Annotated in this window: 28 protein-coding genes and 1 pseudogene; 14 read left to right on the top strand and 15 right to left on the bottom strand. The window is 67.6% G+C overall.

Annotated elements, in window-relative coordinates:
* Positions 1 to 383: 383 nt before the first annotated feature.
* The gene (locus ACIBB8_RS13475; protein WP_398951517.1) at positions 384 to 1820 is read right to left on the bottom strand and encodes an MFS transporter; all 1437 of its coding nucleotides are present in this window, start codon (positions 1818 to 1820) and stop codon (positions 384 to 386) included.
* A 590-nt stretch (positions 1821 to 2410) separates the two neighbouring features.
* On the opposite strand from ACIBB8_RS13475, the gene ACIBB8_RS13470 reads away from it, so the two are divergent.
* The gene (locus tag ACIBB8_RS13470) at positions 2411 to 2845 is read left to right on the top strand and encodes a VOC family protein (protein ID WP_398951515.1); all 435 of its coding nucleotides are present in this window, start codon (positions 2411 to 2413) and stop codon (positions 2843 to 2845) included.
* Between the two features lie 59 nt (positions 2846 to 2904).
* Here the strand turns inward: ACIBB8_RS13470 and ACIBB8_RS13465 are convergent.
* Positions 2905 to 3069: pseudogene (locus ACIBB8_RS13465) on the bottom strand (Tn3 family transposase); the annotation flags it as partial.
* Positions 3070 to 3125: 56 nt separating this feature from the next.
* Positions 3126 to 3875, bottom strand: a complete 750-nt coding sequence (locus tag ACIBB8_RS13460; protein WP_398951513.1) for a hypothetical protein — start codon at positions 3873 to 3875, stop codon at positions 3126 to 3128.
* A gap of 384 nt (positions 3876 to 4259) precedes the next feature.
* Here ACIBB8_RS13460 and ACIBB8_RS13455 point away from each other — a divergent pair, with 384 nt between their 5' ends.
* Positions 4260 to 5318, top strand: a complete 1059-nt coding sequence (locus ACIBB8_RS13455) for a VWA domain-containing protein (protein WP_398951511.1) — start codon at positions 4260 to 4262, stop codon at positions 5316 to 5318.
* Between the two features lie 124 nt (positions 5319 to 5442).
* Here the strand turns inward: ACIBB8_RS13455 and ACIBB8_RS13450 are convergent, their stop codons facing one another.
* Together ACIBB8_RS13450 and ACIBB8_RS13445 are read right to left on the bottom strand one after the other, a co-directional pair.
* Entirely contained in the window at positions 5443 to 6441 is a 999-nt protein-coding gene (locus tag ACIBB8_RS13450; RefSeq protein WP_398951509.1) for an NEW3 domain-containing protein, read from the bottom strand.
* 77 nt (positions 6442 to 6518) lie between these two features.
* Positions 6519 to 7964 carry a Gfo/Idh/MocA family protein gene (locus tag ACIBB8_RS13445; RefSeq protein WP_398951507.1) on the bottom strand — a complete coding sequence of 482 codons (1446 nt, stop codon included), beginning with the start codon at positions 7962 to 7964 and terminating at the stop codon, positions 6519 to 6521.
* A 242-nt stretch (positions 7965 to 8206) separates the two neighbouring features.
* Between ACIBB8_RS13445 and ACIBB8_RS13440 the strand changes: the two genes are divergently transcribed.
* The 4 genes from ACIBB8_RS13440 to ACIBB8_RS13425 all read left to right on the top strand — a co-directional run bounded on the left by ACIBB8_RS13440 (position 8207) and on the right by ACIBB8_RS13425 (position 10983).
* The gene (locus tag ACIBB8_RS13440; RefSeq protein WP_398951505.1) at positions 8207 to 8713 is read left to right on the top strand and encodes a hypothetical protein; all 507 of its coding nucleotides are present in this window, start codon (positions 8207 to 8209) and stop codon (positions 8711 to 8713) included.
* 146 nt (positions 8714 to 8859) lie between these two features.
* Positions 8860 to 9315, top strand: coding sequence for a MarR family winged helix-turn-helix transcriptional regulator (locus ACIBB8_RS13435; protein ID WP_398951503.1), 456 nt, complete (start codon positions 8860 to 8862; stop codon positions 9313 to 9315).
* Entirely contained in the window at positions 9312 to 10160 is an 849-nt protein-coding gene (locus tag ACIBB8_RS13430) for an ABC transporter ATP-binding protein (protein WP_398951501.1), read from the top strand. The genes ACIBB8_RS13435 and ACIBB8_RS13430 overlap by 4 nt, the downstream gene beginning before the upstream one ends.
* On the top strand, positions 10120 to 10983 hold the full coding sequence (locus ACIBB8_RS13425; RefSeq protein WP_398951499.1) for an ABC transporter permease: 864 nt from the start codon (positions 10120 to 10122) through the stop codon (positions 10981 to 10983). The genes ACIBB8_RS13430 and ACIBB8_RS13425 overlap by 41 nt, the downstream gene beginning before the upstream one ends.
* A 55-nt stretch (positions 10984 to 11038) precedes the next feature.
* Here ACIBB8_RS13425 and ACIBB8_RS13420 read toward each other — a convergent pair whose 3' ends face one another.
* Positions 11039 to 12100 carry a hypothetical protein gene (locus ACIBB8_RS13420; protein ID WP_398951497.1) on the bottom strand — a complete coding sequence of 354 codons (1062 nt, stop codon included), beginning with the start codon at positions 12098 to 12100 and terminating at the stop codon, positions 11039 to 11041.
* A gap of 310 nt (positions 12101 to 12410) precedes the next feature.
* Here ACIBB8_RS13420 and ACIBB8_RS13415 point away from each other — a divergent pair, with 310 nt between their 5' ends.
* Positions 12411 to 12947, top strand: a complete 537-nt coding sequence (locus ACIBB8_RS13415) for a GNAT family N-acetyltransferase (protein WP_398951596.1) — start codon at positions 12411 to 12413, stop codon at positions 12945 to 12947.
* A 196-nt stretch (positions 12948 to 13143) separates the two neighbouring features.
* Here the strand turns inward: ACIBB8_RS13415 and ACIBB8_RS13410 are convergent, their stop codons facing one another.
* The gene (locus ACIBB8_RS13410; protein ID WP_398951594.1) at positions 13144 to 13809 is read right to left on the bottom strand and encodes a Scr1 family TA system antitoxin-like transcriptional regulator; all 666 of its coding nucleotides are present in this window, start codon (positions 13807 to 13809) and stop codon (positions 13144 to 13146) included.
* Between the two features lie 50 nt (positions 13810 to 13859).
* The gene (locus tag ACIBB8_RS13405; protein WP_398951495.1) at positions 13860 to 14249 is read right to left on the bottom strand and encodes a DUF3592 domain-containing protein; all 390 of its coding nucleotides are present in this window, start codon (positions 14247 to 14249) and stop codon (positions 13860 to 13862) included.
* A gap of 212 nt (positions 14250 to 14461) precedes the next feature.
* On the opposite strand from ACIBB8_RS13405, the gene ACIBB8_RS13400 reads away from it, so the two are divergent.
* Together ACIBB8_RS13400 and ACIBB8_RS13395 are read left to right on the top strand one after the other, a co-directional pair.
* Positions 14462 to 14752 (top strand): hypothetical protein, encoded by a 291-nt coding sequence (locus ACIBB8_RS13400; protein ID WP_398951493.1) that lies wholly within the window; start codon positions 14462 to 14464, stop codon positions 14750 to 14752.
* Positions 14753 to 14817: 65 nt separating this feature from the next.
* The gene (locus ACIBB8_RS13395; RefSeq protein ID WP_398951592.1) at positions 14818 to 15153 is read left to right on the top strand and encodes a hypothetical protein; all 336 of its coding nucleotides are present in this window, start codon (positions 14818 to 14820) and stop codon (positions 15151 to 15153) included.
* Between the two features lie 26 nt (positions 15154 to 15179).
* Here ACIBB8_RS13395 and ACIBB8_RS13390 read toward each other — a convergent pair whose 3' ends face one another.
* Positions 15180 to 15419 (bottom strand): hypothetical protein, encoded by a 240-nt coding sequence (locus ACIBB8_RS13390; protein WP_398951491.1) that lies wholly within the window; start codon positions 15417 to 15419, stop codon positions 15180 to 15182.
* A gap of 261 nt (positions 15420 to 15680) precedes the next feature.
* Complete coding sequence (locus ACIBB8_RS13385) at positions 15681 to 16070, bottom strand: DUF3592 domain-containing protein (protein ID WP_398951488.1); 390 nt, start codon at positions 16068 to 16070, stop codon at positions 15681 to 15683.
* A gap of 131 nt (positions 16071 to 16201) precedes the next feature.
* Here ACIBB8_RS13385 and ACIBB8_RS13380 point away from each other — a divergent pair, with 131 nt between their 5' ends.
* Both ACIBB8_RS13380 and ACIBB8_RS13375 read left to right on the top strand, forming a co-directional pair.
* Complete coding sequence (locus ACIBB8_RS13380; RefSeq protein ID WP_398951486.1) at positions 16202 to 16732, top strand: hypothetical protein; 531 nt, start codon at positions 16202 to 16204, stop codon at positions 16730 to 16732.
* Positions 16733 to 16839: 107 nt separating this feature from the next.
* On the top strand, positions 16840 to 17739 hold the full coding sequence (locus ACIBB8_RS13375; RefSeq protein ID WP_398951484.1) for a hypothetical protein: 900 nt from the start codon (positions 16840 to 16842) through the stop codon (positions 17737 to 17739).
* Positions 17740 to 17909: 170 nt separating this feature from the next.
* Here the strand turns inward: ACIBB8_RS13375 and ACIBB8_RS13370 are convergent, their stop codons facing one another.
* From ACIBB8_RS13370 to ACIBB8_RS13355, 4 genes are read right to left on the bottom strand one after another with little or no spacing between them, the layout of a single operon-like run.
* A complete protein-coding gene (locus tag ACIBB8_RS13370; protein WP_398951482.1) occupies positions 17910 to 18977 on the bottom strand; it encodes a tetratricopeptide repeat protein in 1068 nt (355 codons plus the stop codon).
* The gene (locus ACIBB8_RS13365) at positions 18974 to 20254 is read right to left on the bottom strand and encodes an ATP-binding protein (RefSeq protein WP_398951480.1); all 1281 of its coding nucleotides are present in this window, start codon (positions 20252 to 20254) and stop codon (positions 18974 to 18976) included. Before ACIBB8_RS13365 ends, ACIBB8_RS13370 begins: the two co-directional genes overlap by 4 nt.
* A gap of 9 nt (positions 20255 to 20263) precedes the next feature.
* Complete coding sequence (locus ACIBB8_RS13360; RefSeq protein WP_398951478.1) at positions 20264 to 20506, bottom strand: DUF397 domain-containing protein; 243 nt, start codon at positions 20504 to 20506, stop codon at positions 20264 to 20266.
* Complete coding sequence (locus tag ACIBB8_RS13355; protein ID WP_398951476.1) at positions 20503 to 21321, bottom strand: helix-turn-helix transcriptional regulator; 819 nt, start codon at positions 21319 to 21321, stop codon at positions 20503 to 20505. Before ACIBB8_RS13355 ends, ACIBB8_RS13360 begins: the two co-directional genes overlap by 4 nt.
* A gap of 74 nt (positions 21322 to 21395) precedes the next feature.
* Between ACIBB8_RS13355 and ACIBB8_RS13350 the strand changes: the two genes are divergently transcribed.
* From ACIBB8_RS13350 to ACIBB8_RS13340, 3 genes are all read left to right on the top strand, one after another.
* Positions 21396 to 21824 (top strand): hypothetical protein, encoded by a 429-nt coding sequence (locus tag ACIBB8_RS13350; protein ID WP_398951474.1) that lies wholly within the window; start codon positions 21396 to 21398, stop codon positions 21822 to 21824.
* A 185-nt stretch (positions 21825 to 22009) separates the two neighbouring features.
* On the top strand, positions 22010 to 22990 hold the full coding sequence (locus ACIBB8_RS13345; RefSeq protein ID WP_398951472.1) for a hypothetical protein: 981 nt from the start codon (positions 22010 to 22012) through the stop codon (positions 22988 to 22990).
* Between the two features lie 184 nt (positions 22991 to 23174).
* Complete coding sequence (locus ACIBB8_RS13340; protein WP_398951470.1) at positions 23175 to 24515, top strand: MFS transporter; 1341 nt, start codon at positions 23175 to 23177, stop codon at positions 24513 to 24515.
* A gap of 43 nt (positions 24516 to 24558) precedes the next feature.
* Here the strand turns inward: ACIBB8_RS13340 and ACIBB8_RS13335 are convergent, their stop codons facing one another.
* Complete coding sequence (locus tag ACIBB8_RS13335; RefSeq protein WP_398951468.1) at positions 24559 to 25182, bottom strand: RraA family protein; 624 nt, start codon at positions 25180 to 25182, stop codon at positions 24559 to 24561.
* Positions 25183 to 25218: the final 36 nt, after the last annotated feature.

Raw genomic sequence — 25218 nt, 5'->3', positions numbered from 1 at the left:
CTGCCGTCGTGACGGCAGCCGTGGTCCAAATTTTTCGGTGCGATCTCACGTCGTATCCCTCGGGGTGTCACGGGGGGTGGCTCGGGGGGTGGCAAGCAGCCGTTGGATCACGGCGTTCGCACAGCTTTCCATGACCGTCCGACAGCCCGTTCCGCGCCCCCGGCGACTAGGGCATTTCTTGAGGATCGAGCCCGATCGGGGAGCCCGGCCCGATCCGGGAAAAAGGTCCTGGTGCCGCTCCGGCTGCGTGATCCGCAGGGACCGCCGCCGGGGCCGCCCCGGAATGGTGTGCCAGGCGGACCTGCGCGTGTGCCAGTGAATCGGCCGCGAACCCTGCAGGATTCGCGGCCGATCGCGTGTGCGGTGAGAGCGGCGGCTGGTGGTCAGGCGACGGGGGATGTTTCCGGCTCGGGCTGCGCGGCCGGCTGCTTGGCGCGCAGCGTTGTGAGGGCGAGGGCGGCTCCGGCGGCGGCGATGGCGGAGGCACCGAGGAAGGCTGCGGAGAATCCGTCCGTCAGGGCGGATGCGTTGCCGAGCTGGTCGGCACCCTGGGAGGCGGCGATGGCGGTCATCGCGGCCAGGCCGAGGGCGGAGCCGATCTGGTAGCTGGTGTTGACGATGCCGGAGGCCAGGCCGCCCTCTTCCGGGCGGGCGCTGGAGATGGCCGTGCCGAGGGAGGGGATGAAGGCGAGCGACATGCCGACAGCGGCGAGCAGTGAGGCGGGCAGCACGTCGACCGCGTAGGAGCCGTCGGGGCGGACGAAGGACAGCCACAGCATGCCGGCGGCGAGCGCCACCATGCCGGAGACGATCATCGTGCGTGGCCCGAAGCGGTTCATGAACCGGGGCGCGAACACAATCATCATCAGCATCACCGTGCCGGTCATCGGCAGCAGGGCGGCTCCGGAGGCGAAGGCGCCCAAGTCGAGAACCTGCTGGAGGTAGAGGTTGAGGAAGAACCACATCGGGATCCACGCCCCGGCCAGCAGCAGCTGCGCGAGGTTGGCGCCCGCGAGGTTGGGCGTGCGCAGGATGCTCAGCCGCATCAAGGGCGCACGGCTCTTGGCCTGACGAGCGACGAACAGCCCGGTCAGGGCGATTCCTGTGGTCATCATCAGCCAGGTCTCGCCTGCTGCCCAGCCGACCTCGGGGGCACGGACCACCGCGTAGACGATGGTGCCGAGGCCGGCGGTGACGGTGAGCGCGCCGAGAATGTCGATCGAACCGCGCGCGGGTGGGGCGGAGGGCATCAGGCCCGAAGTCGCCACCAGGGCGAGCACGGCAACGGGGATGTTGAGGTAGAAGACCCACGGCCAGTTCGTGTACTGGGTGATGACGCCGCCCAGGAAGACGCCTGCCGTGCCGCCGGCCGGCGCGGCCGCGCCGTAGAGGGCGAACGCCTTGGTCAGCTCCTTCGGGCTGGATCCGAACAGCATCATCAGCAAGGTCAGTGCGGAGGGTGCGATCAGCGCCGAGCCGGCGCCCTGTACGGCGCGCCCGGCCAGCTCGATCCACACCTCGTTCGCGAGCCCTGCCATCAGCGATCCGATGGCCAACACCGCCCAGCCGGCGCTGAATACCCGCTTGGCGCCCAGGAGATCCGACAGGCGGCCACCCAGCAGCAGCAGTCCGCCGAACGCGACGACGTAGGCGTTGAACACCCAGGACAGATTGCCCTGGGTGAACCCCAGATCAGTCTGCATCTCGGGCAGGGCCACTCCGATGATGGACGTATCCATGATCACCATGAACTGCGCCATGGCGATCAGCGCCAGCCCCCACCATCTGCGCGGGGACGGCTGCGGCGATATTGCGGACATCTCACTCACCTCAAATACTCCAGGGGGGTATCCGTGAACGCCAGAAACATACCCCCGAGGGGTATTGAACGCAATGGGTTGGAGCGCATCACCGCGAAGGCGCGTCGCGTCCGCGAGAAGGAGGCAGCCCGCGTCGGCTGCCTGCCGCACGACCAAAGCGCCTACTGAGGAGCATGGTTGACGCGGCTTGAGGAACATCGGAACGAAACCGGCACTAACGGTCCGCCTCGCGACTGAGCCGGCACATGGCCGCGCGGGCTTGACTGAGCTTCACCCTGGATAGCTCGCGCGGCCTTCGTCGTGTCCCCGCCCGCGGTCGAGATCAACTGCAGGGCGGCCCGTAAACCGTTCCCCCGGGCAACCGGGGCGGCGTACCAGCTTCGCCAAACTGGGGCGTGGCTACAACTCACCTGCGCGCATGCGACGTTCCCGAAGTCCGCCAGGACCTCCCCCAGTGGGGACACTTCAGGATCGCCATCCCGCGGCTCAAGGTCCAACTCCTCGCCAGGAGTTCGGCCGCATGCGCCACAACATGGTGCCGTGGACGGTCCCGTGGAGACGACGAAGAACCTCGCCTCTACGATGGACCGATGACGTCGATCAAGCAGTTCCAAGTCACCTTCGACTGCGCAGAACCTGAGCGCGTCGCTCGTTTCTGGTGCGAGGTGTTGGGGTACGTCGTACCGCCGCCGCCGGAGGGGTTTGCCGGTTGGGACGATTTCAATCGCTCGCTGCCGCCTGAGCGTCAGGGTTCAGCGTTTGTCTGCATGGATCCCTCAGGCGTGGGCCCGCGTATGTACTTCCAGCGCGTTCCCGAAGGCAAGGTCGTCAAGAATCGGTTGCATCTTGACGTGCGGGTCGGCACCGGGCTCGTGGGTGAGGAGCGCCTCGCCACACTCGAGGCCGAGTGCGCACGACTGGTCGCGCTCGGCGCGGTGCGGGTGCGGCTACTGCGTGCCGATGGCGTCAATGAGTCGTGCATCGTGATGCAGGACATCGAGGGCAACGAGTTCTGTCTCGACTGAGTGGCCGCGAACGTGGCAGCTTCGCGAGTCGACTGGTGCTGTTCGCCACACGGGGGGTCACCGTCCCGCGGCAAGCGCCCGAACACGATGTCGGGGTACGACGCGGTATCCGTGACGATCATCTTCGGGCGCTTGCCGCCGTCGCGCTCGTAGAGCACGTCCAGCACGTAAAGCGAGTCGCGCGGGGTGCCGGCCACGACCTTCCCGCCGAACCCGGCCGCCTCACATATGCCGACCGGTCTTGTTCCTGGCGTGTCGTATTCCTCGCCTCAACCGCGCTTCATGCGCGTCGTCGGGGGTCCGGCCAGGGGTAGCCGAGCTGATCAGCGAACTCTGCCGAACCGCCGCAAACTTCGGCAACCTCGCGGGGGTCCTCGGCCGTCAGGCGCGCCTCAAGGCGCTCTACTTGGTCAGCCGGGTCGTCTCCGGAGATCGGAAGGGTCATTCTGAACTGAAGCCAGGGGCGGTCTTCCGTGATCGCGGGATGGCAGGGATGGAACAGGAAGACGTTGATCTGGTCAGGTTCCCAGTGCCAGGCTGAGACGGCTCCAAGTTCGCATTCCCAGGTCGTCAGCCGGCTGACATGCTCCCGGAGCCTTTCGTCCAGAAGCCTGGCGACTGTTCGGGCCGGCCACTCCCAGCTGTGGTCCGTCGAAGCCCGGCGGACCTCCGCTTCGTACTGGTTGACGTCGAATCGAAACTCTGGGAGATCGACATCGTCTTGATCCGGGTTGCGCCAGCCGCTCCAGATCACGTGGTGCCCTTCGCGTCTGATGGTCACGTAGACAGCGCCACAGCATCCTTCCGTGCACTCGGCCACGGCAAGGCGAACCTCCCGGGGGATGTCTGTCGCGTGAAGCGACGCATCCGGCCCCAACAGATACTCAGGGTCATATGCCGGGCCCTCATCGAACACGTCGGCCAGGATGTCCCGTCCGTTGATGATCGGCCGGCATTCCACGGCGCCGTGTCGACTTCCCAGCGGTGGCACGACGATGCGGAGGGACAGCAGATGCGGTTCTGTGGTCATTGACTGATGGTCTCGGAGTCGGTGGCAGTTGTCCTGCGTGTTTCTGCTTGAAAGGAGACGGGCGACTCCGTCCTGGACGTCCTTGCCCGGATGCTTCCGCATGCCGTGGGCTCTGGCGGCGAGGTAGTCGGCCCAGGAGGTCTTGGCGAACCCTGACCAGCGGACGGCGGTTCTGGGGTGGAGGCACGAGTCGCCCCCGTACGTCCAGTACGCGGACGATCCTCCGCCTTGCGACGCGCCGCGTCAGGCGCCCCGGGCTGATCCACGAAGATCGACAGGGCAGGACCTGGGTGCAGGCCGGTGATTGGGCGTCAAACGCCGTTGTCAGTGCCTCCCCATAAAGTGAAGACATCACTCGGGGAGCTTCGGAGGGGGAGCACAGGCATGTCCGCAAACAAGATCCAGCACAAGGTGAATCACGTCGCGCTGGTAGTGGACTGTTCGGGTTCAATGCGTCCGCACCAGAGCCAACTCATTCGAGTTGTGGACGAGTTTGTGGCGGGGTTGAAGGCCGAGTCGGACAGCCTGGGGCACGAGACTCGGATCAGTCTCTACTCCTTCGACCACAAGGTGGAGAACCTGGTCTGGGACATGGACGTGAAGCATCTCCCGTCCATGCGGGGGCTGTACCAGGTCAACAATGGCGCTACGGCCCTCATCGAGGCTTCTCTGAAGTCCCTGGACGACCTGGGCCATATTTGGGAGGAATACGGCGAGCACAGTTTCCTCCAGATCGTCGTGACGGACGGTGAGGAGAACGCCTCCGGTGGCGACAGGCGGCACGACGGCGACATGGCCATCCTTGGCCCCTGGCTCGACAAGATCACGGCGAAGATGGGCGGGCTTCCGGGCCATTGGACTTCCGCGATCCTCGTTCCGAACTCCCTGGCCAAGCGCACCGCCCAGAACTACGGTTTCCCGGCCGGGAACATCGCCATCTGGGATGCGGACTCCCAGAAGGGCGTCGAGGAGGCGATCGGCACCGTGCGCGCTGCCGCCACCAGCTTTCTCCGCGGGCGAGAGCAGGGGGTCCGCGGCACGAAGAACCTGTTCGCCGTCGGTCAGGACATATCGGTTGACGAGGTGCGGGCGAACCTCGAACCGATTCCGGCTGACAAGTACCGGCTCCTGAAAGTCGACAAGGAGGTCGAGATTCGCCCCTTCGTCAACTCGCACCCGGGCGTGACGTATGAACGTGGTTCGTGTTACTACCAGCTGGGCGCTCGGGCTCAGGTTCAGCAGAACAAGGAAGTCATCGTGGTCGAGAAAGACACCGACCGCGCCTATACCGGCGACGCGGCACGCAGCCTTTTGTTCGGTACGGATGTCCAGGGGACCGTTTCCGTGAAGGCGGGGAACAACCCCAAGCTGGAGGTATACGTACAGAGTCGTTCGGTGAATAGGAAGCTCAAGCCGAAGACCCGTCTGCTCATCATGCTCTGAGATTAATGAGCGAAGAGCGGGGTGGTCCGGGAGCAGTCTGCTCCCATTGCTCGACACCGCCGTGGGCGCCGACCGGCGGAGGATGTGTCCTCCGCCGGCCGACGCACGTGGTGTCCGGGGCGTGTTACGGAGCCAACGCGATGTCGAAGAGGTGGATGCTGGCATTGGCCGGGAGCACCACGAGTTCGACCTGCTTGGCCGGGTCCAGGGCGATGGAGTGGGCGAAGACCCGGTAGGCGATGCCCGCGTTGCCGTACCCATCTGGACGGTTGCGGCCGTCCGATGACTTCACAAGCGTCGCGCCGTGTGCCGTGTCCTCCTGGAACGACCAGTTGGGGAAGCCGATCGACCCGGTGGTGCTCGACCCGTCCGCGTAGATCACCGTCGCCGTGCCGGCGGCCCCGTAGCCGACGCCGGAGCCGAGGAAGACCAGCTTGCTGCCCTTGCCGGCGAGCTTCACGGCCTGTCCGGTGCTCGACACGCTGTTCTTGGTGCCGGGGGCCGCGGCAGGCCAGGTCAGCTGGGCGCCGAGGGCGCTGACGGACGCTCCGGGCGTCAGCCCGACCGCGGCGAGCTTCTGCGCGGAGAAGCTGTTGCCCTCGCCGTCGTAGTTGCCAGCCTTGGTGTCGTTCTCGTTGGTGATGGCGACCTTGTTGTACGCGTCGGAGAGGCGGGCCAGCGCGGTGCCGGAGCGTTCGACCCGCGTGCCGGTGGCGGTGCCCTGGCCGTCGCCTCCCTTGTAGGTGGCGGTGGCCGTGAACGTGCGCATGACGAACCCCGTGCGCTGTTCGGGCACCTGGATCCGGAACTCCGCCGTGGCCGTGGCACCTGGCCTGTACGTTCCGTCGACGCTGACCGCCGCGGGCTGCACGGCCCAGCCGGCGGGGCCGTTGAAGGTGACATTGAGCCGGCTCAGGCGCTCGGGTCCCGCGTTGGTGACGGTGACCTTCACCTCCGAGATGGCAGGGCCGTTCAGGTCGATGGGGGCGATCGTCACCTGGGTGCGCGTCTCGGACGCGGCCGCGGCCTGCGGCGCGGCGCTCGCGGGGGTGGAGGTGAACGCCGCCGCCGCCACCGCCAGGGCCGCCGCGGCTCTTCGGGCTGCGGTCACATGTACGGACATGAATGCTCGCTCCTTCTCTTACGGTTCGGGCAGTGCTCGGCCAGGGTTCAGGGGGCAGGGCTGGACGTGGGCCGGAGTCACACGGGCGGCATCTCGATCATGCGCGAGTCGAGGCCGAGACGGAGGTTCACCCACGCGCCCCGGGTGAAGTCCGGGATTGCTACGGGCTTGCCGTCCTTCTCCAGGGACATGACGCTCAGCGGCACCGACGCGCACCAGGCCGCCGAGTCGTACACGTCGATGTCGGGCACGAGGCCGGCCCGCATCAGCTGCACGGTGCGCCACTGCATGACGTAGTCCATGCCACCGTGGCCGCCGTTGTTCGCGGCGTCGTCGCCGATCTTCTTCCAGAGCCAGTGGTCGAACTCCTTGCGGTACGACTCGAAGTCCCGCCAGGCGTCGTCGCCGTGGTCGGGCTCGAAGTAGATCCGAGCACCGGTGGAGGAGTCTCCGGCGTAGTCCTCGAAGAGGCCGCGGCTGCCGGCGAGGCTGTTGATCCGGCTGTACGGGCGGGGCTCGCTCACATTGTGCTCGGCGCGGATCGTCCGGCCGTTGGCGGTCTCGATCATGCAGGTGACGAGGTCGCCGTTGATGTAGGTCTCCTTCCACGAGGGGTGGCCCTTGGGGACGAAGCGCTCGCGGTAGTCGGCCAGGCCCTTCGGGGCGGTCGCGGTGGCGCGCAGCGTGGTCATCCGGTCGCCGCGGTTGATGTCCATCGCCGCGGCGATCGGGGCGAGACCGTGCATCGAGTAGAAGGAGGCGGTGCTGCGGGTGTGCCACAGGCGGCGCCAGGAGTCCGTGTAGTACGTGTCGGAGAACAGCAGGGCGCGCAGGTCGTGCAGGTAACCGCCGTGGCCGTTCGTGACGTCGCCGAACACGCCTTCGTGCGCCATCTTGAGCATGGCCAGCTCGTTGCGGCCGTACGAGCAGTTCTCGGCGAGCATCAGGTGCCGTCGGGTCTGCTCGCAGGTGTCGACCAGGTCCCACAGCTCCTCGAGCTGGGTGGCGATGGGGAGTTCGACGATGACGTGCTTGCCGGCCAGCAGCGCGGCCTTGCCCTGCGGGTAGTGGAACTCCCAGGGCGTGGCGATGTAGACGAGGTCGATGTCGTCCCGCTTGAGCATCTCGGCGTACGAGTCGGCGGAGCCGCCGAACTCGGCGGGGCGCGGCTTGCCCGCCTTGACCAGGTTGTCAGCGACGCGCTTGGCGCGGTCCGGGCGGATGTCGCAGACGGCGGTGACCTGGCAGCCGGGCACGGCGGACCAGCCCGTGGTCATGCCGTTGCCGCGGTTGCCGAGGCCGATGACGGCGACCCGGACGGTCTGGTGCACCTTGTACGGCACGTTGATCATGGAGGTCTGGCCGGCGATGCGGCGCGGCTCGGAGGCCGTGACCGCACCGGAAGCGCCCGGCGCGGCGAGCGCGGGGGCGGACCCGGCGGCTCCGAAGCCGACGGCGATCGCGCCCGTGGCCACCGCCCCTCCGAGAACCGATCGCCGCGAGACTGCGGGGACTTCAGACATGAAGGACTCCAGATTCGACGTGGTCGGGATCACTGGCGGGACGACTGTGACGCGCGTTACATATGCATGTCAATAGATGATTGCAAAATGCTTCTGGCGCTCATAAATGAACATCGCGCCCGCGTTCCGCTGCATCTGCGTGCACGGCGGGCCGCGGCTCGGATCCGAGTTCACGGCCCATGGCGGCGCCCCCCGGTCCGCGGCAAAGGGGCCGGACTACGGCGGGGCGTAGCCTGGCTGCCGTGAATTCCACCGCCCGGATCCTGGCCGTGCTCGACGAACTGCTCACCGGAGCGGGCCCGGAGGAGCGTGGCGCCCTCTGGCAACTATCCGAACAAGGGCGTGAGTTGGACGCCAATCTGGTGCGTCTGCCGCCCGGCGCCGAGGTCGGCGAGCATCAGGAGGACATCCTCGACGTCCTCCTCGTCGTCCTCGCGGGCGACGGTCGTGTCCTCGCAGGCACGGGCACAGGCGCGCAGGCGCTGGAGCTGACCCCCACCACGGCCGTCTGGCTTCCCCGCACCTCGCGCCGCGCCGTCGCGGCGGGCCCGGACGGGCTCGCGTACCTGACCGTCCACCGCCGTCGCCCGGGTCTGACCATCAAGCCGTCGGTCCACGCGTCGGTGGCGCACGAAGGCGGCGAGGCGCCCTGCATGCTGGACCGGGTCTGCCCGGAGTGCGGCCGGCTCTCGCCGGACCCGGCGCCGGTGTTCTGCAGCCGGTGCGGGGAGCGGTTCCCGGAGGGGTGAACGGTGACGGCGGGAGGGGCGCTAGCGTGAACCCATGCCGCCGGGGCGCGGCCGCGCCCCGGCCCGTTGACGCACCGCTGTGTCGGTGGCCCCCTTCGCCGGTGCTTTGCCACCTAATACGTCGCAAACAGAGGTAAAATGGGCAGGTGGTGGCGAGTGATCTCCCCGATGAACTCGCCGGACTTCTGCTCCGCATCCAGCGGCTCGCGCGGCGGCGGCTGTGGGGCGGTCTGCCCACGCCTCGGCTGCGCGGAGCGCACGCGGAACTGCTGCGGCTGGTTGCCGCCCGGCCCGGAATCCGGGTCTCGGCGGCCGCGCGCGAACTCTGCCTCGCGCCCAACTCCGTCTCCACCCTGGTCAACCATCTGGTTGCGGAAGGCCTGTTGCGGCGAGAGCCGGACCCCGGCGACGGGCGGGCCGCGCTCCTCCACCCGACCCCGGCGGGCGTCGGCCGGCTGCGCGACTGGCGGGCCCGGCGCGACGCGCTCTTCCGCGAACACGTGGCAAAACTCGACGCCGCCGACCGGGCCGCGCTGACCGCCGCGCTCCCGTCACTGCGCAGACTCGCCGAGTCACTGCGCGAAGGAGAGGAGACCCTATGACTCCCGCCCTCCGCTGCACCGGTCTGACCTACTCCTTCGGCACCTCGAAAGCCGTCGACGGCCTGGACCTGCTCGTCCGCCCCGGCGAGGTCTTCGGACTCCTCGGGCCCAACGGTGCGGGCAAGACCACCACCCTGCGGGCGATCACGACGCTGCTGCCCGTACCCCCCGGCGTCATCGATGTGTTCGGCCACGACGCGGCCCGGCAGAAGATGGCCGTACGGCGCCTGCTCGGTTACGTACCGCAGCAGCTGTCGGCCGACGCCAGTCTTACCGGCCGGGAGAACGTCGCCCTCTTCGCCCGCGTCTTCGACGTGCCCCGCCGGCAGCGCGCGGCCCGTGTCGGGCAGGCGCTGGACGCGGTCGGGCTGGGTCCCGAGGCGCACCGGCTCGCGGCCACGTACTCCGGTGGCATGGTGCGCCGCCTCGAACTCGCTCAGGCACTGGTCAGCGCACCCCGCCTGATGATCCTGGACGAGCCGACCATCGGTCTGGACCCGATCGCCCGCGACAGTGTCTGGGACCGCATCAACGAAATCCGCGTCGGCACCGGGATGACGGTGCTGGTCACCACCCACTCCATGGAAGAGGCGGACCAGCGCTGCGACCGGCTCGCCCTGATGCATCTGGGCAGCCTGCGCGCGCTCGGCACGCCCGCCGAGCTCAAGAGCGAACTGGTCGCGCACCGCGAGGAGTCCGGCGATACGGCTCTGCCACCACCGACCTTGGAGGACGTCTTCCGGTACCACTCCGGAAGCGGCCTGGACGACCCCGGTTCTCCCGGGGAGAAGGGAGCCTTCAACGATGTCCTCCGTACCCGTCGCACCGCATCGCGCCGCGGCTGAACCCGGCTCGCCCGACGGCCGCTTCGCCCTCCTGCTGGAGCCGCCGCCCGCCCGCACGGGCTGGCGCGTCGTCCCCGCGCGGGTCGCGGCGATGTGCGCCGTCGAACTGCAGAAGCTGCGCCACGACCGCACCGAGATCTACACCCGCGCCGTCCAGCCCGCACTCTGGCTGCTGATCTTCGGCCAGACGTTCTCCCGTATCCACGCCATCCCCACCGGCGGCGTCCCGTATCTCGACTTCCTGGCGCCCGGGATCATCGCCCAGTCCGCCATGTTCATCGCGATCTTCTACGGCATCATGATCATCTGGGAGCGGGACTCCGGCGTCCTCACCAAACTCATGGTCACGCCGACGCCCAGGACCGCCCTGGTGGCCGGAAAGGCCTTCGCCGCCGGCGTGAAAGCCGTGATCCAGGCGGCGGTCGTCATCGTGATCGCCGCGGCGCTCGGCGTCGGCATGACCTGGAATCCGCTGCGGCTGCTGGGCGTGGTCGTGGTGGTCGTTCTCGCGTCGGCGTTCTTCTCCTGCCTGTCGATGTCGATCGCCGGGATCGTCCTCACCCGCGACCGGCTGATGGGGATCGGTCAGGCCATCACCATGCCGCTGTTCTTCGCCTCCAACGCGCTCTACCCGGTCGCGCTGATGCCCGGCTGGCTCCAGGCGATCAGCAAGGCGAATCCGCTGAGTTACGAGGTCGACGCCCTGCGCGGACTGCTCATCGGCACGCCGGCCCACCTCGGCCTCGATGTCGCGGTACTCGCTCTCGCCGCGTGCGTCGGCATCGCCGCCGCCGGTTCGCTCCTCGGCCGGCTCGCCCGCTGACCGCGTCGTACGACGCGCTCTTGCGTTCGGGGCCCGCTGTTGGCGCGCGGCCTCCTCAGCGCGCGCCCTGCGGGTGCCACAGGTGCAGGGACGTACGGTCTGCGGAGACTGTGTACCAGGTGCCGTCTCCCGCCGATCGGGGAGATCCGGAGACGGGGAAGGGGTAGGCGATCTCGCCACGCAGGATCATCCCGCGCACGTCGACGAGCCAGTGGCGGGGGACCTGCGCGTAGTGCTCGGTGCCGACCACGGCGGTGTCGTCGTACGGGAACGCCGCCTCGTAGTCCCAACAAACTCGGTCGTCGCCCTTGCCTGAGGGAGGGGGAACGGCTTCCTCGGCGTTCAGATGCCGCAGTTCCATGCCGTCCTCCGCCCGGTGCAGGTAGAGGGCCCACTGCCCAGGATCGGTGGTCAGGAAGTGCTCTCCGGTCGGGCTCACGGCGAGGAGGACCTCCTCGACGAACCGCTGGACAGTGAGCTTCGCACCGTCCCAGTGTCCCCACAGCACGGGCGAGTCCTCCTCGCCCTCGGCGACGGTCAGCCCCATGTATGCCGGGTTCGGGTGGGGGAAGTGGAGGGAGCCCGATCCCACGGTCATCGTCGCGGCCCGGGTCAGTACCGTGCCGTCGACGGGGTCGAGGATCAGCCATTCCTCCTCGATGTCGCCCTCCACATAGGTGCGGATGTGGGCCCAGAGGAGCTTGCCGTCCGAGGAGAATGCCGCCGAGCCGCTGTCCGCGTGGGCGTGGTGGTGGTGGTCGTCGGCGTATTCGGAGAACGAGGCATGGGCCTGGGTGCACTCGGCAGAGGACCAGCAACCGTGCCGGAGCTCCCACCGCACGGCGCCGGTCGTATCCACGGCTCGCAATGCGTGCACGCCAGCGAACACGGCGACATCGCCGGTGGGGGAGACTGTCACCGAGCCGTACCGGCGAGGCCAGGGCGCGGGGAAGCGGACCTCCGTTCCCTCCCCGTCCAGGTCGCGGACGGCCAACTCGGTGTCCCCGCGCTGCACCAGCAGTCTGCGCCCGGGCCAGTGCAGCACCTGTGGGGCGTCCGTCGACGCGGGGTCCAGCGGAGCAGCGACGGTGGAGACGAGACGAGCGGTGAAGGTCACGGAATCCTCCGGCACGGATGGCGCGAGATGCGCGTACCTGACGCCTTCACCTTACGGAGGGAGGCCGACGGCGCTGCTCCAGCAGTCGGAAGCTGAGCAAAGCACCAAGTACGGCCCCGGGTGCGTTCCTCAGGAGTGGCTCACCTGCCGACCTTCGGGCTGGGGGCCCGGCCTGCTAATCGCTGCCCCGGCCGGTTTTTCGCCGCGGGCGGCGACTTCAGGTGCTGTAGCGGTGCGGGTTGTCCAGGCCGCGTTCATGCTGGTGAAAGTGGTTTGCGGGCACGGTGTCCGGTGGTTAGCGTCGCCGTTCATGACCCCGACTCTGTGCACCGAGCGACTGCTCTTGGACCCCTACGTTCCGGAGGACGAAGAGGGCTTCATTGCCTTGTTCCAGGATGTGAGGGTGTCGCAGTGGATGGGTGACGGCCTGGCTCCCGAGGCAGCGGATCGGGCCCTGTTCGGGCGGATTTTCACGAAGGTCTATGCCCAGAACCTGTTCGATGTCTGGGCCGTTCGCAGTGACGGTCTGTTGATCGGGCATGCCGAGATCAAGCCGACCGATGTGGTCGGGGGCCACGAGATCGTCTACGCGCTGGTCCCAGCGGTGTGGGGATCGGGCCTGGGGACGGAGTTGGCCGAGGCTGTCGTCGCCTATGGCTTCGGCACTCTCGGGCTGACCGAGGTGCACGCCACTGTGGCTGCAGCGAACAGTGCCTCGCTGACGTTGCTGGGCAGGATCGGCTTTGAGCACGTCCGGGACATCAGCGAGGACGACGGCAGCACCACTCGCGTGCTGACCCGCACCCTGGCCGCCACGGAAGGGTCCTCGCCGGCCCCGCATGGGTGAGTGAGACGGATACCTGGCCCGGCAACCGGAAGCCCTTGGATGGGGTCTCCCCTGCTCGAACGAAGCTGAGAGCTCGGGGAAGGAGCTACCAGGGCTTGTGGCCAACGCGGCGAGCGGGTGTGCCGGGCAGTGCGACGGGGCAGAGCTTGCCGGGACTGGGGCGCCTGCCGTGTGCGCGGCCGGTCGAACCAGATCGTCAGCAGCGTCGGTGCGAGCCCCACCCAGAAGACCACCTGCAACGCCCCGGTCCGTCCACAGCAATGCCGCGATCGCCATCGCGCAGAGCGTCCCCAGCACCGCCTGCACGAGCACCAGCCGCGCCCAGAACATCCGCCGCACCAGCGACCGCACGCTCAGCTGCACCCCCGCACGCAGCTTCCGGTAGCGCCGCCACGCGCCGAACGCCCAGACCACCCCGATCAACGCCAGGACGTAGCAACAACGGCAGCAAGGATTCCAGCTCGACGGGGTCCACGGGCACATCCGGCAACAGCCTCAGCATGCGCTGCACGTCCGCCACCGTCCGCACGTAGGCGAGGCGGTTCCGTTCAGCTGTCTCCAGCAGAACGAACGGGCCGTTGAGCCCCGCGTGGGTCGTCCGGTCCGGCGCCATCACCTGAATCTGTACGTTCCGCAGCTGAGCGACATCGAGGATGTGGCGGAGCTGTTTTTTGCATACCTGATGGCCTCCGGTGGGCCGCGTGAGCGGATGCAGTTCCAGCACGAAGCCGATGTCGGCCGCCGGTCTGCGGGTATGAAGCTTCTGCCGCTCCATTCGAGCCACGCCCCGTCCCTCGATCTCCTCGTCGTCGAGAGCCGGGTGGTGGTTGGTGAAGAACGAGACGGAGCCTGCCGAGTCCAGGCTGCCGAGCCATGGCGAAATGACTCGCTTCTTTACCTAGACCCCCGAGGTCAGAAGTAAGAAATACCTGCCAGCAGGAGAAATATGAACGCGATACCTCCGACGATCCAGGGAACTGTGCCGCGGCCCCGCTGTTCCACCACCTCCGAGTAGCCGGGATTTTTGGAGTCATAGATCACATCCAACCGCTGACCGACACCAACCGGAGGAAATTTATACGGCATGCTGTTGCAGTAATAGCGCAGGCCTTCAACTTCGTACTCCAAGCGTAAAGTGACCAGACCTTTTCCATCAAAGGCCTTATTTACACACGCAGCGCGAATAACGACACCTCTGCGACGAAGATTCCCATCGCGCCAGATAAATAGAAGTGCCCCGGCCAGTACGGGAATTCCAAAGACCAGGATATCCATCTCCCATCCGTGCAGCCCATCAAGCACGATCCCCCGCCTCTCCAGCTCCGCCCAAATCCAGCAATCCGGAATTCTAGCCGTTCACAGACCTGGGAACCAGTAACTCTGCCTCCGAATACATGGGTCATACGTGTAACGGGATCGGCCGCATCGCGGCCTCCCGCGCCATCCGGCCTGGCGCGCCCGTCAGCGCGCGCCGGGCCACCCCACCACCTCGCCCTGCACAGAGGAGTTCCCGCATGCCCGGCTTCAACGTCAACGCCGCCCGCGCCCAGCGCCTCGAAGCGCTCGGCTGCGCCTGGACCTTCACCCTCGACGACGACACCTTCGAGCTGCCGACCGAGCTCGGCCGCGGCACCGCCCGCAAGCTGCGGGACCTCGACGACAACGACGTCGACGGTCTTCTCCAACTCTTGTTCGGTGAGCGGCAGTTCGCGCGCTTCGAGCGGCACGACATCACCATGCAGGACATCGCGGCGATTCTGGAGGCCTACGGCAAGGAGACGGGGCTGGGCCTGGGGGAAGACTGAGCCTCGACGAGCTCGTCGACGAGCACGCCGAGGCCATCGAGGCGGACCTGCTCCGCCACTACGGCATCGACCTCCTGGACTGGCACCGCGGCCGGCTCACCTCACGCCGGCTCGCGGTGCTCGTCGCGCACATGCCGCGCGACAGCGTGCTCGCGCGTGAGCTGCATGGCGATGCCGCCGAATGGAGCGTGACGGACTACCTGCTGGCCCACGTGGTGGACCTGTTCCAGGAGGCCAATTGGATGTTCGCCACCGTCAACCGGGACGAGGACAGCGATCCCCTCGACTGCCCTGAGCCCATCCAACGCCCCGGGCAGGCGGAGCCGGCCCGAAAGGACACATCGGGCGAGGACGCGACCACGCTGCCGCCTCCGCAGGAACTCAGCAGGTTCTTCGCCTGAGGTCCCTTCCTCAGTTCGCCCAGGGGCTAGGAAAAGAAGTACAGGCAGGCGCCGATACCGATCAAGGAAATCCCAATCGTCGCCGCACCCCACCCACTTCGTCTGACCTTTGCAGCCGTCTCCAGGTTCCCCTTTTCGCGCTCCTCGCGAACCACTTTAGGTGTAAGAACGGCCAAAATGATACCAATGGGGCCAATCCCTGTCAGAGTAACCCCGATGAATCTCGCCAAAATTTGCATGTCGCTTGCTTCCGCAAGGTAAATCATTCCCCACCCCCACTCTTGGTCAACTTGCAAGCTGCTCCGCCTCATCCTTGCCATAGCGGATCAAGCAGTCAAGACGCATGCGGATGGAATGGGGGCTCGATCATGAGTAATCACACGACGGGCGACGTTTACGACAAATTGTCGCGCCTGGAATCATCGCTCAAGACCTCTCGCGCAGGAGGAGGGGCCGTAGATCCGGTCCTCTTGGAGTTCCGTGGGGGATTCACATCCCACTTACTTGACCCTGCACACCAACACGGTTCAAACGGCCCAAATATAGAGCGTGACCGTCGACAGCGCGAGCGCCGCAACAGAGAGAACAATGAAGGTCAGCGCAACTCTTCCGCTCGTCATCTGATCCGGGGTCTCAACGTTGCCCAAATCCCGAGGATCGTAGACGACAAAGATCGATTCGCCAACGCGAGCGGGGGGGAATGTGAATGGCCCGACACTGGCCTCCCGCTCCCCGTCATTCGACGCGAATCTCACCCGAAGGTAGACGCTCCCGCTCGATCCATGCCCTGAATTTATGCATTGCGCGACAACCCTGATCCACCGAACTCGCAGCGCCCGCCCACGCACATAAATTCGCACGGCAAAAAAGAGAACGAGTACCGCCAAGAAGGCGACCGGAATCGCGAAACCATACATTTGCCCACCCCGATAGATCCCCAGTAGATATTTCGGAACTCACTATCGGGTCTATCCTCCCGCCCGTCAAGGGGCTCGACCTTGCACGTACTCAACCTTGCACATACACACGGAGAGTCGGAGGGGACGCCATGGGTAGCCACACAGTCGACGACGTCTATACAGAAGTAGTCGAAGTAAAGAAGAAGTTGGAGCAACAGGGAAATGGAGGCGGAGCCTCCAAGGACTACATCGACAAGAAATTCAAGGAGGCGAAAGAGGATCCCACCCAGGAAGAAAACTGGACCAAGGCGATGGGATTTGGTCTGGATGAGCTGGTCAAGTCATTCAAGGATTTCAAGGGCAGCTCGGTTGCCGCTTGGTCCGCACTCGGAGCGGTCATCACCGGATTTGTGGTGAGCAACTTCATCAATTCCGAGAAAGTCAAGGAAAAGCTTCTGGACGCGGCAGGCTTCAAACACGATGACAACGGCATTCCGCGCAGTAAGAAGAAACTGGAGGCTCGGGCCGCCGCAGCGCAGCAACCCCCGGCCCCGCGAGCTCCCGTGACGAGCATCGACACGGAACGGTTGAAGAGCATGCGGAAGGCGTCGATCGAGTTGGCCCGTTCTCTCAATGACCTCACCAAGGACGTCACCAGCGCAGCGCGAGCCATCGCCTGACGGAAACCGGAGTTCACATGACACTCGCTCGTAGCTCAAGCACCGCGGCGGGGAATCTCTCGCGCTTTCGGAGCTCGGCGTCCCAAGCATCCTCGGCAGTCAGACAATTGCGTGGTGCGGCGGGGAGCGCCTCCGGCTCCATCGGTAAAGTCGGCAACGGCGCCAAGAGCGCTGGATCATCCCTCGGCAAATCCACAACCTCCTCCGACAAGTTCAAGACCTCCCTAGACCACCTCAAGTCCTCCTCCGGCAAGGCCAACGCCGCCCTCCGCGACGTAAAGCGCCAGTCCGACGCCGTGGAGAAGTCCGTCGGCAAGGCCGGCAAGAGCGCCGGCGGCAGCGGTAATTCCATGGGTGGCCTGGGGAAGGGGCTCAAGGGCGCCACCCTGGCCCAGAAGGGCCTCAACACCGCCATGAAGGCCAACGCCTTCGGGCTGGTCATGACGCTGCTCGCACCGATCATCGGGCAGTTCATCAATATGGACAAGGTGTCCAAGGCCCTGGCGGCGGGCGTGAAGTGGGCCTGGAATGCCATCTCCGGGGCCATCAAGTCGCACGCCGGGCCCATCAAGGGTGTGATGAAGGGCATCATCAACTCCTTCACCGCCCTGCCCCGCGCCTACATCAGCGGAATCAACGCCATGATCGGCGGCCTGAACGGGATTCACGTCAAGATTCCCGGCTGGGTACCGGTCTTCGGCGGCAAGGAATTCGGGATCCACATCCCCAAGATCCCCAACATTCCGACGCTCGCCGAGGGTGGCGTCGTCTCCGCCCGCTCCGGCGGCCGCCTCGCCGTCATCGGTGAGGGCGGCGAGGACGAGGCCGTCATCCCGCTGTCCAAGCTGAGCCGCATGCTCAGCCACCACCCGGGAGGCGGCGCCGCGCTGCACCGGCTCGCCGCTGCCGTCGAGGCGCTCGCGGATCGGCCCGTGCACGTACAGGTCGACTCGCAGACCATCGCCCGCGCCGTGTTCCTGGGACAGCGCCAGCTCGCCCGGCGGTAGTCGCCCCTCCTCCAGAACCCGTACGAGAACCCGGAGGTACACGCCCTGCCCAGCAACCTGTGGATAGGCCCCCCGGTGCCTGGAGGTGTGCGTCACATTTCTCGGGTCGGCGATTTATCGAGCCGGCGAGATGGCACACAGGCGAAGGCGACCACGCGCTGCCGGATCGCTCACTGCGTGCGCGGTCGGTCGAACCAGATCGTCAGCAGGATCGGGGCGAGCCCCACCCAGAAGATCACCTGCGGAACGCCCCGGTCCGTCCACGGCGCCGTTGCGATGGCCACCGCACACAACGTCCCCAGCACCGCCTGCACCAGTACCAGCCGCGCCCAGAACATCCGCCGCAGCAGCGACCGCACACTCAACTGCACCCCCGCGCGGAGCTTCCGGTAGCGCCACCACGCGCCGAGCGCCCAGACCACCCCGATCAGCGCCAGCGCATAGAGCCGGGTACCGATCGGCAGCGGCAGCTCGGGGCCGTCCCCGTCGGACGGGAACAGATTGATCGCCGCCCCCGCGATCACCAGGCACAGCACGGCGAGCCACCGGGTGCGGCGCAGCATCTGGAACACCGCCCGGTCCAGCCCCATGCGCATGCTCTTCGAATCGGGGTCGGCGGCCAGCGCGGACGCGTACACCTCCGCCCGCTGCTTGGGCCCCGTGCCGGGCGCCGTGGCCTGCTTCGCGGCCAGCTCTTGCAGCGCCCAGGCACTCGTCGGGTCGAGCCGCAGCGTCTCGCGGATCGCATGGTCCCGCACGTCGAAGGCCCCGTTGAGCAGCGCCGCTTTCCACAGCCCTTGATACGCCCCCGGCTCCTCCGGGGCCAGCCGGACCGCCGTCTGCGCCAGCTCAAGCACCTCGGGCCAGCGCGGCTGCCAGGCGCTGACGGCCTCCGAGAGCGCGATGACCGCCTGCCACGACTGCGGGTTGATCCGCACCGCCTCCTGGGCCGCCGCGAGCGCCTCGTCCCGCCTGCCCGTCCTGCGCAGCCCGTACGTCCGCACGATCCACGCGTCGCAGTCCTGCGGGGCGATCCGCAGTGCCTCGCCGGTCGTGGTGATGACGTCCTCGAACTCCCGCTCAGCCAGATGACAGCGCGCGAGCCGCACCCAGGCCCGGAAGTCCTCGGGGTCCTCGGCGAGGCGCTTGGCCAGCAGGGCCTTCGCCTCGTCCAGCCGGTCCAGGCTGATGAGGGCGGCTGCCTGCTCGGTCATGGGGTGATCGGCGGTGGCGCTCACAGCTTGCGCTTCCTCTTCAGATAGGCGAGCAACTCGTCATATATGCCGCCCTCGTTGGCGAACATCGCCACATTGCGCGCCGAGGCGAACCAGGGGTCGGTGGACGGCCGGACTTCCTTCGCCGCGGCCAGCAGGTCCTTCATGTTGATCATCCGGACCGTGCCGGTACGGGTCGAGTCGAGCAACGCCCGCTCGGACGCGGACTCGCAGACGTGCGCCAGATCGGCGCCGGACAGATCCTCGGTGACCTTGACCAGCTTGCCCAGGTCGACGGATTCGATCGGCCGGTCGCGCAGGTGGTAGCGGAGGATCGCCTCGCGCGCGGGCGCGTCCGGCGGCAGGACGAGCAGAGTACGGTCGAGCCGGCCGGGACGTCGCAGTGCGATGTCCACGTCCCAGGGGACGTTGGTCGCGGCGAGCACGAACACGCCCTCGTTGGCCCCGTCGACGCCGTCGAGCTCGGTGAGCAACTGGTTGACGGTGTTGCGCATCCCGCCGTGGTGCATACGGCTCCGTTTGGCGCCCAGCGCGTCCACCTCGTCGAGGAACAGCACGCACGGCGCCTGACGGCGGGCGGTCTCGAAGACCTCGTGCATGTTGCGCTCGGAGTTGCCCATCCACATGTCGAGCACGTCGTTGATCGACACGGACATGAAGCTCGCCCCGAGCTCGCCCGCGACGGCCCGCGCGATGAACGTCTTCCCGCACCCGGGCGGCCCGTACATCAACAGCCCGCCGCGCAGGCTCTTCCCGTACAGCCTGCCGAGCTCGGGGTTGCGCATGGGAGCCAGGAACGCGGCTTCGAGGCGCTCCTTGATCTCGTGCATGCCGCCGACATCGGCGAGCGTCACGGAACCCGGGGTGTCGACCTCCCAGGTGGCGGCCGGCCCGGGATCGCCCTGGCCGTCCACGGGGACAGGCGTCTCGGTTGCCCCGGACGTGACGAACCGGGGCGGCACGGCACCCCCGAGCTCGTCCTCGGCGGCACGCCAGTCGAACCCGGCCGGTGCCGCGGGTGCCGCGGGTGTCTCGGGCTCTTCGGGGGCCTTGGGTGCTTCCGGGGCCGGTGCGGGCATGCCCATGGCCCGGACCATGAGTGCCCGCGCGGCGGAGTCACCCGGCGCATGCTGAAGCGCGACGGCAGCCTCGGCGACGGCGGCGTCGTTCAGCCCCTCACCGAGCAACAACTCGGCGAGATGCAGCCGAAGAGGTACGTCGGAGGGCGCCGCGGCAACTGCGTTACGCAGACTCTGGATCAGCGGGGGCTCGTTGGACATGCCAACACCCTATTGAGCGGTGGCGTATCCCAGGAAGGCAGTCCAGGCGGCGGGGGAGAGGGCGAGGGCGGGGACGGTGAGGTCCTTGGAGTCACGGACGTGGACGGTGTGGGGGCAGGTGGCGACCTCGACGCAGTCGCCGCCCTGGTCGCCGCTGTAACTGGACTTGGACCAAGCGAGGGCGACCTCGATGCAGTTGCCGCCCTGGTCGCCGCTGTAGCTGCTCTTGAACCAGTTGAGGTCGGTGCTCATTCTTCCCCTGTCACCTCATCGATCAGTTTCATGGACGCGTCCGGGCTGAGCGCCTGCGCCCGCAGAATGCCATACTTGCCGAACAGATCGCCCAGGTCAGGCTGTTGGCTCACGAAGAAGCTGCCGCTCTGTCCTTCGACGTAGGCGAGGCGGTTCCGTTCAGCCGTCTCCAGCAGAACGAACGGGCCGTTGAGCCCCGCGTGGGTCGTCCGGTCCGGCGCCATCACCTGAATCTGTACGTTCCGCAGCTGAGCGACATCGAGGATGTGGCGGAGCTGCCTCTTGCGCACCTGATTGCCGCCGATGGGCCGCGTGAGCGGATGCAGTTCCAGCACGAAGCCGATGTCGGCCGCCGGTCTGCGGGTAAGAAGCTTCTGCCGCTCCATTCGAGCCACGACCCGTCCCTCGATCTCCTCGTCGTCGAGAGCCGGGTGGTGGTTGGTGAAGACCGCACGGGCGTGTTCCTCCGTCTGGAGCAGACCAGGCACCGCGTGTGTCTCGTACTCGTGTCGTGAGCAGGCTCCGGTTTCTACCTCGGCGAACTCTTCGAACCATGAGGCCAAATGGCTGGGTCGCAACTCTGCCCCTGCGGCCAGCAGTGCACCTTGTGCACCCAGCGTCTCATCCGCCCGCGCGACGAAGTCGCCCTTCGGCGGCCGCTGCCCCCGCTCCACCATCGCCACCTGCGACTTCGAGAAGCCGATCCTCAGCCCCAGCGCCTCCTGCGACAGCTCTGCCCGCTCCCGATAGAAGCGCAATAACGTCCGAACATCTGGGCGTTGCCGCCCCCTTGGCCACCGGAGTGCACAACCCACCTCCCGAGTGCACAACAGTGCACAGACGCCTTGTGTCCCTGGTCACGGTACGTGTGGGGCGCGAGGCTTTCCGTATGGAACGGAAAAGTTCACTGGACCTGGCGCCCTCGTGGGTGCCTGCAAGCGGGCATGCCCTTCGGTATGCGGGCATCCACTTCGACGCCGTACAGATCACCGGCATGCGGGGCGAACAAGTGGCGTACGAGTTGATGCAGTTCACCGACTTCCGGGCGGGCCCCGTCGTGCGTTCGCGGATCGGGGCGCAAAGCACGTATTTTCTGTTGCCGCCGCAAACCGTGACCGCCTACCGCTGGCCGGCCGGTGCGGAGGCGATGAGTCGGGACGGGCGGACAGCGGCGTTCGTCGGGGTACCCGCGCTGCACGGGCTGACTTGGCCGCTGGATTGGCGTTCGCTGCCGACCGCCGAGACGCCGTTCGTGGATGCGGGGTTGCTGCACGAGCTGACCGCGGGCGTGCTGGCAGATGAGGCGGAGGTCTTCTGAAGGAGCCCTCACGGCAGGCGCGTTGCCGGGTGCAATGTCCGTTTGCGTAGTGAAGGGGGAGCTGGGTGCGGTACGGTGACGTCGTCATCACGCTCTGTATGCAGCCGCATGCGGGGCGGCCCCCGGCGGTGCTACCAACACCAGTCCGAGGGCCTTCACCACAAGTGGAACGAGAGTCCACCGGGATGCTTTGGCATGCTATCGCGCCGTCTCGGCGCTTCACGAAGGCTTCGCACGACGTGGTGCGTCATCCGCGTCTGAACAGTGACGCGAAGATTCTGCTCCTGTACGTGCAGGGGCTCCCCGAAGGTCTGGCCGACAAGCCGCTCAGCGAGCATGCGCGGCAGCTGGGGATCACGGGGCGGGCCTATCAGCGGGCCAAGAGGATGCTGGTCGAGGACGGGTTCCTGCACGAGTGGCATCAGCAGAACGACCGGGGTCGGTGGGTGACCGTACAGCTCTTCGCCAACTCCCCGGTCACGGGTGCGGCGGCTGCCGGGCTCAGGGACGGGTGGGGTGCCGAGGTGCCACCGAGTGCGCAGAAACGGACGGTCGATCAGCCGAGGAGTCGGGTGGCCGGTGGCTGTACACCGGTAGATGAAGAACTGGGGAAGAACTCATCCCACCCACCCACCGAAGCCGAAGCCGAACCCGAAGCTGAATGCGCGCCGGAAGTGGCCGAGGGCGAGCGGGTGTTGCTCTCGTTGCGGCATGTGCACCGGGAGCTGCATCTGGGGGCGCGGGAGGCGCGGGGTCTCGCGGAGGCCGCCGCCGAGTGGTTGCGGCGCGGAGCCACGGCTGCCGATCTGCGGCGGGCGCTGACCAGCGGGCTGCCCGAGGGCGGGGTGTGGTCCGCAGTGGGGTTCCTGCGGCACCGGCTCGTACAGAAGCTCCCCGAGGCGGTACCGCCACCCACCGTCGAATCCCGGCCCGCGCCGCGTGTGGCCGGACTGGTGGTCTGCCAGGGGCCCGGCGACGATCACGTGTTCCGGCCCGTGGGGGACGAGACGCACTGCGGTCCGTGTCGCAGGGAAGGTGCGCGGCGGTTCTGGCTCGCCGATGCGGCAGCCGTCGCCGCCCGGCCTCCCCGCGTCCCCTGGCGCGAACGGGTTGCCGCCCTCGCGGTGAGCCCGGGTGGAGACGGCCAGCGCCTGAACAGCGGGTGACCGGGGCTCGCCACAGATCGACGATTCCCGCGTTCGGCCGGGGCTTGCGCCCCGGCGGCATATCCGCTGGGCCTGACCAGAACCCTGTTGATATCAAGTATCTTGACGTCGAGATGCATCTCCGGCAGGCTGCCTCTGGATCTCTTGATATCGAGATACATTGACAGCGGATCGGAGGCCGGCGATGCGGCGCGGCGCACAGGCCCGGAGGATCAGGACCCAGGAAGCCCGGCAGCGCGAGGCCGGTCTCCTGGCGCAGCTGCGCCGTCCGCCGGGCGGCCGGGACGGGCGGATCATGCTGCTCGGCCAGCTCCTCGACAGGACCGGTTCGGGAGTCTGGGGCGCATCCTCGGTTCTGTACTTCACCTTCGTCACCGGCCTGGACGCCCGGCAGTTGGGCCTGCTGCTGGGCGCCGCCGGGGTGGCGGGCATTGCCGGATCGCCGATCGTGGGACGCCTCGCCGGTCGCTTCCCGGTGCGCTCGTTGCTGATCGGCTGTCACCTCCTCCGCCTCGGAACCCTCGGTCTGATGCTCCTCTGCACCGGTTTCTCCGTGCTGCTGCCCGTCGTCGCCGTCACCTACCTCGGCGACCGGGCGGCCAAGACGCTGGAGATGCTCTTCGCCACGCGGGTGGCGGGCGAGCGGCGCACCACGTACCAGGCGCTGTCGCGCAGCGTGGCGAACGCCGGGTACGCGCTCGGTGCGGGGATCGCCGCCATCGGCCTGGCCATGGGCACCCGTGATGCGTACCGCGCCCTGATCCTGTGCAACGCGCTCTCGTTCCTGGTGGCCGCGGTGCTGGTGTGGCGCACCCGGGAGCCGCGCGACCCTGGGCGCGTGACGGCGCGGACCGGGGACGCGGCCGCAGCGGGCGGGCCGGCCGCGCCGAGCCCGTGGCGCGACCGCGGCTACCTCCGGTTCGTCCTGCTGGACATCCCGATGAATCTGGACGACTCGATCCTCAACGTCGGACTGCCGCTGTGGCTGGTGAACCACACCCAGGCGCCGCACGCCTTCGTCCCGGCCTTCCTGGTGATCAACACCGTGCTCGTCGTCGTCCTGCAGCTGCGGGTGTCGGCGAAGGTGAAGGAGCCGCGCCAGGCAGCGGGAGTGGTGGTCGTGTACGGGCTGACGATGCTCGCCTGCTGCGCGGTGCTGGCAACCGCCACGTCAGGCGCGGCCTGGTCGGCGTCGATCGCCCTGTTCGCCGCGGCGATGCTGGTCACCCTGGCGGAGCTGATGCGGTCGGTGAGCTCCTGGGAGCTCGCCGTGTCGCTCGCGCCCCGGGAAGCACGGGCGCCCTACCTGGGAGTGGCCGGCATGTCCCAGTCCGTGCAGAAGTCCGCCGGTCCGCTGCTGCTGACGGGTGCCGTGCTGACGGCCGGCCCGGCGGGCTGGCTCGTGCTCGGGGCGGCGGTCGCGGGGCTCTCGGTCGTACAACGGCGGGGTTGCTTGCGGCGGTTGGACACCGTGCTCCCGGTGGCCGATACCGCCGACGGCAGGCGGTGGGTCCGGACGGTCTGAGGGACGCCGGCCGGACCCGGTGCCGTGCCGGGCACGGCGTTGATCAGCCCTCGAAGCCGTTCTCGGCGAGGATCTTGTCGATACGGGCGCGGTGCGCCGCCTCCCACGCGTCGAGGGACTCGTCGGCCTCCTTGGCCAACTTCGCCCGAGCGTCGAGGAGTACCTGCTCCCGACGGGCATGGGGCACGACCACAACTCCCTCCTCGTCGGCCACCACGGCATCGCCGGCGTTCACGTTCACTCCGCCGCACCGCACCCGGCCCCCCAGCGGCCGGGCGGCTTTCTTGGTCCCCGGAACAGGGATGACACCCCGGGCGAAGACGGGAAAGCCCATCTCGCGCACCTCAGCGAGGTCACGGATCACGCCGTCGACCACGAACGCTGCGATCCCCCGACGCTGCGCGACGGCGCAGACGTTTCCTCCGGCCAGCGCGTAGTCCACGTCACCCGCTTCGACGACGATGACGGAGCCGGGCTCAGCGCGGTAAATGGCCGCATGAAGCATGAGGTTGTCTCCCGGAGGGCACTGCACGGTGAACGCCGGGCCGGCGACGCGCCGGGGCGAGGGCCACAGGGGGCGGATCCCGATGTCCATGACCTGCTCGCGTCCCAGAAGGTCGGCGAGGGTGGTCGGGGGAATGCTCTGGAATCCGTTGACGTCGCTCATGTTCTTCCTTCATATCGTTGTGTGCGGTCGCTGACG

The organism is Streptomyces sp. NPDC051286, from assembly GCF_044455345.1.
Lineage (GTDB): Bacteria > Actinomycetota > Actinomycetes > Streptomycetales > Streptomycetaceae > Streptomyces.
This window is presented reverse-complemented; position numbering and strand designations above follow the sequence as displayed.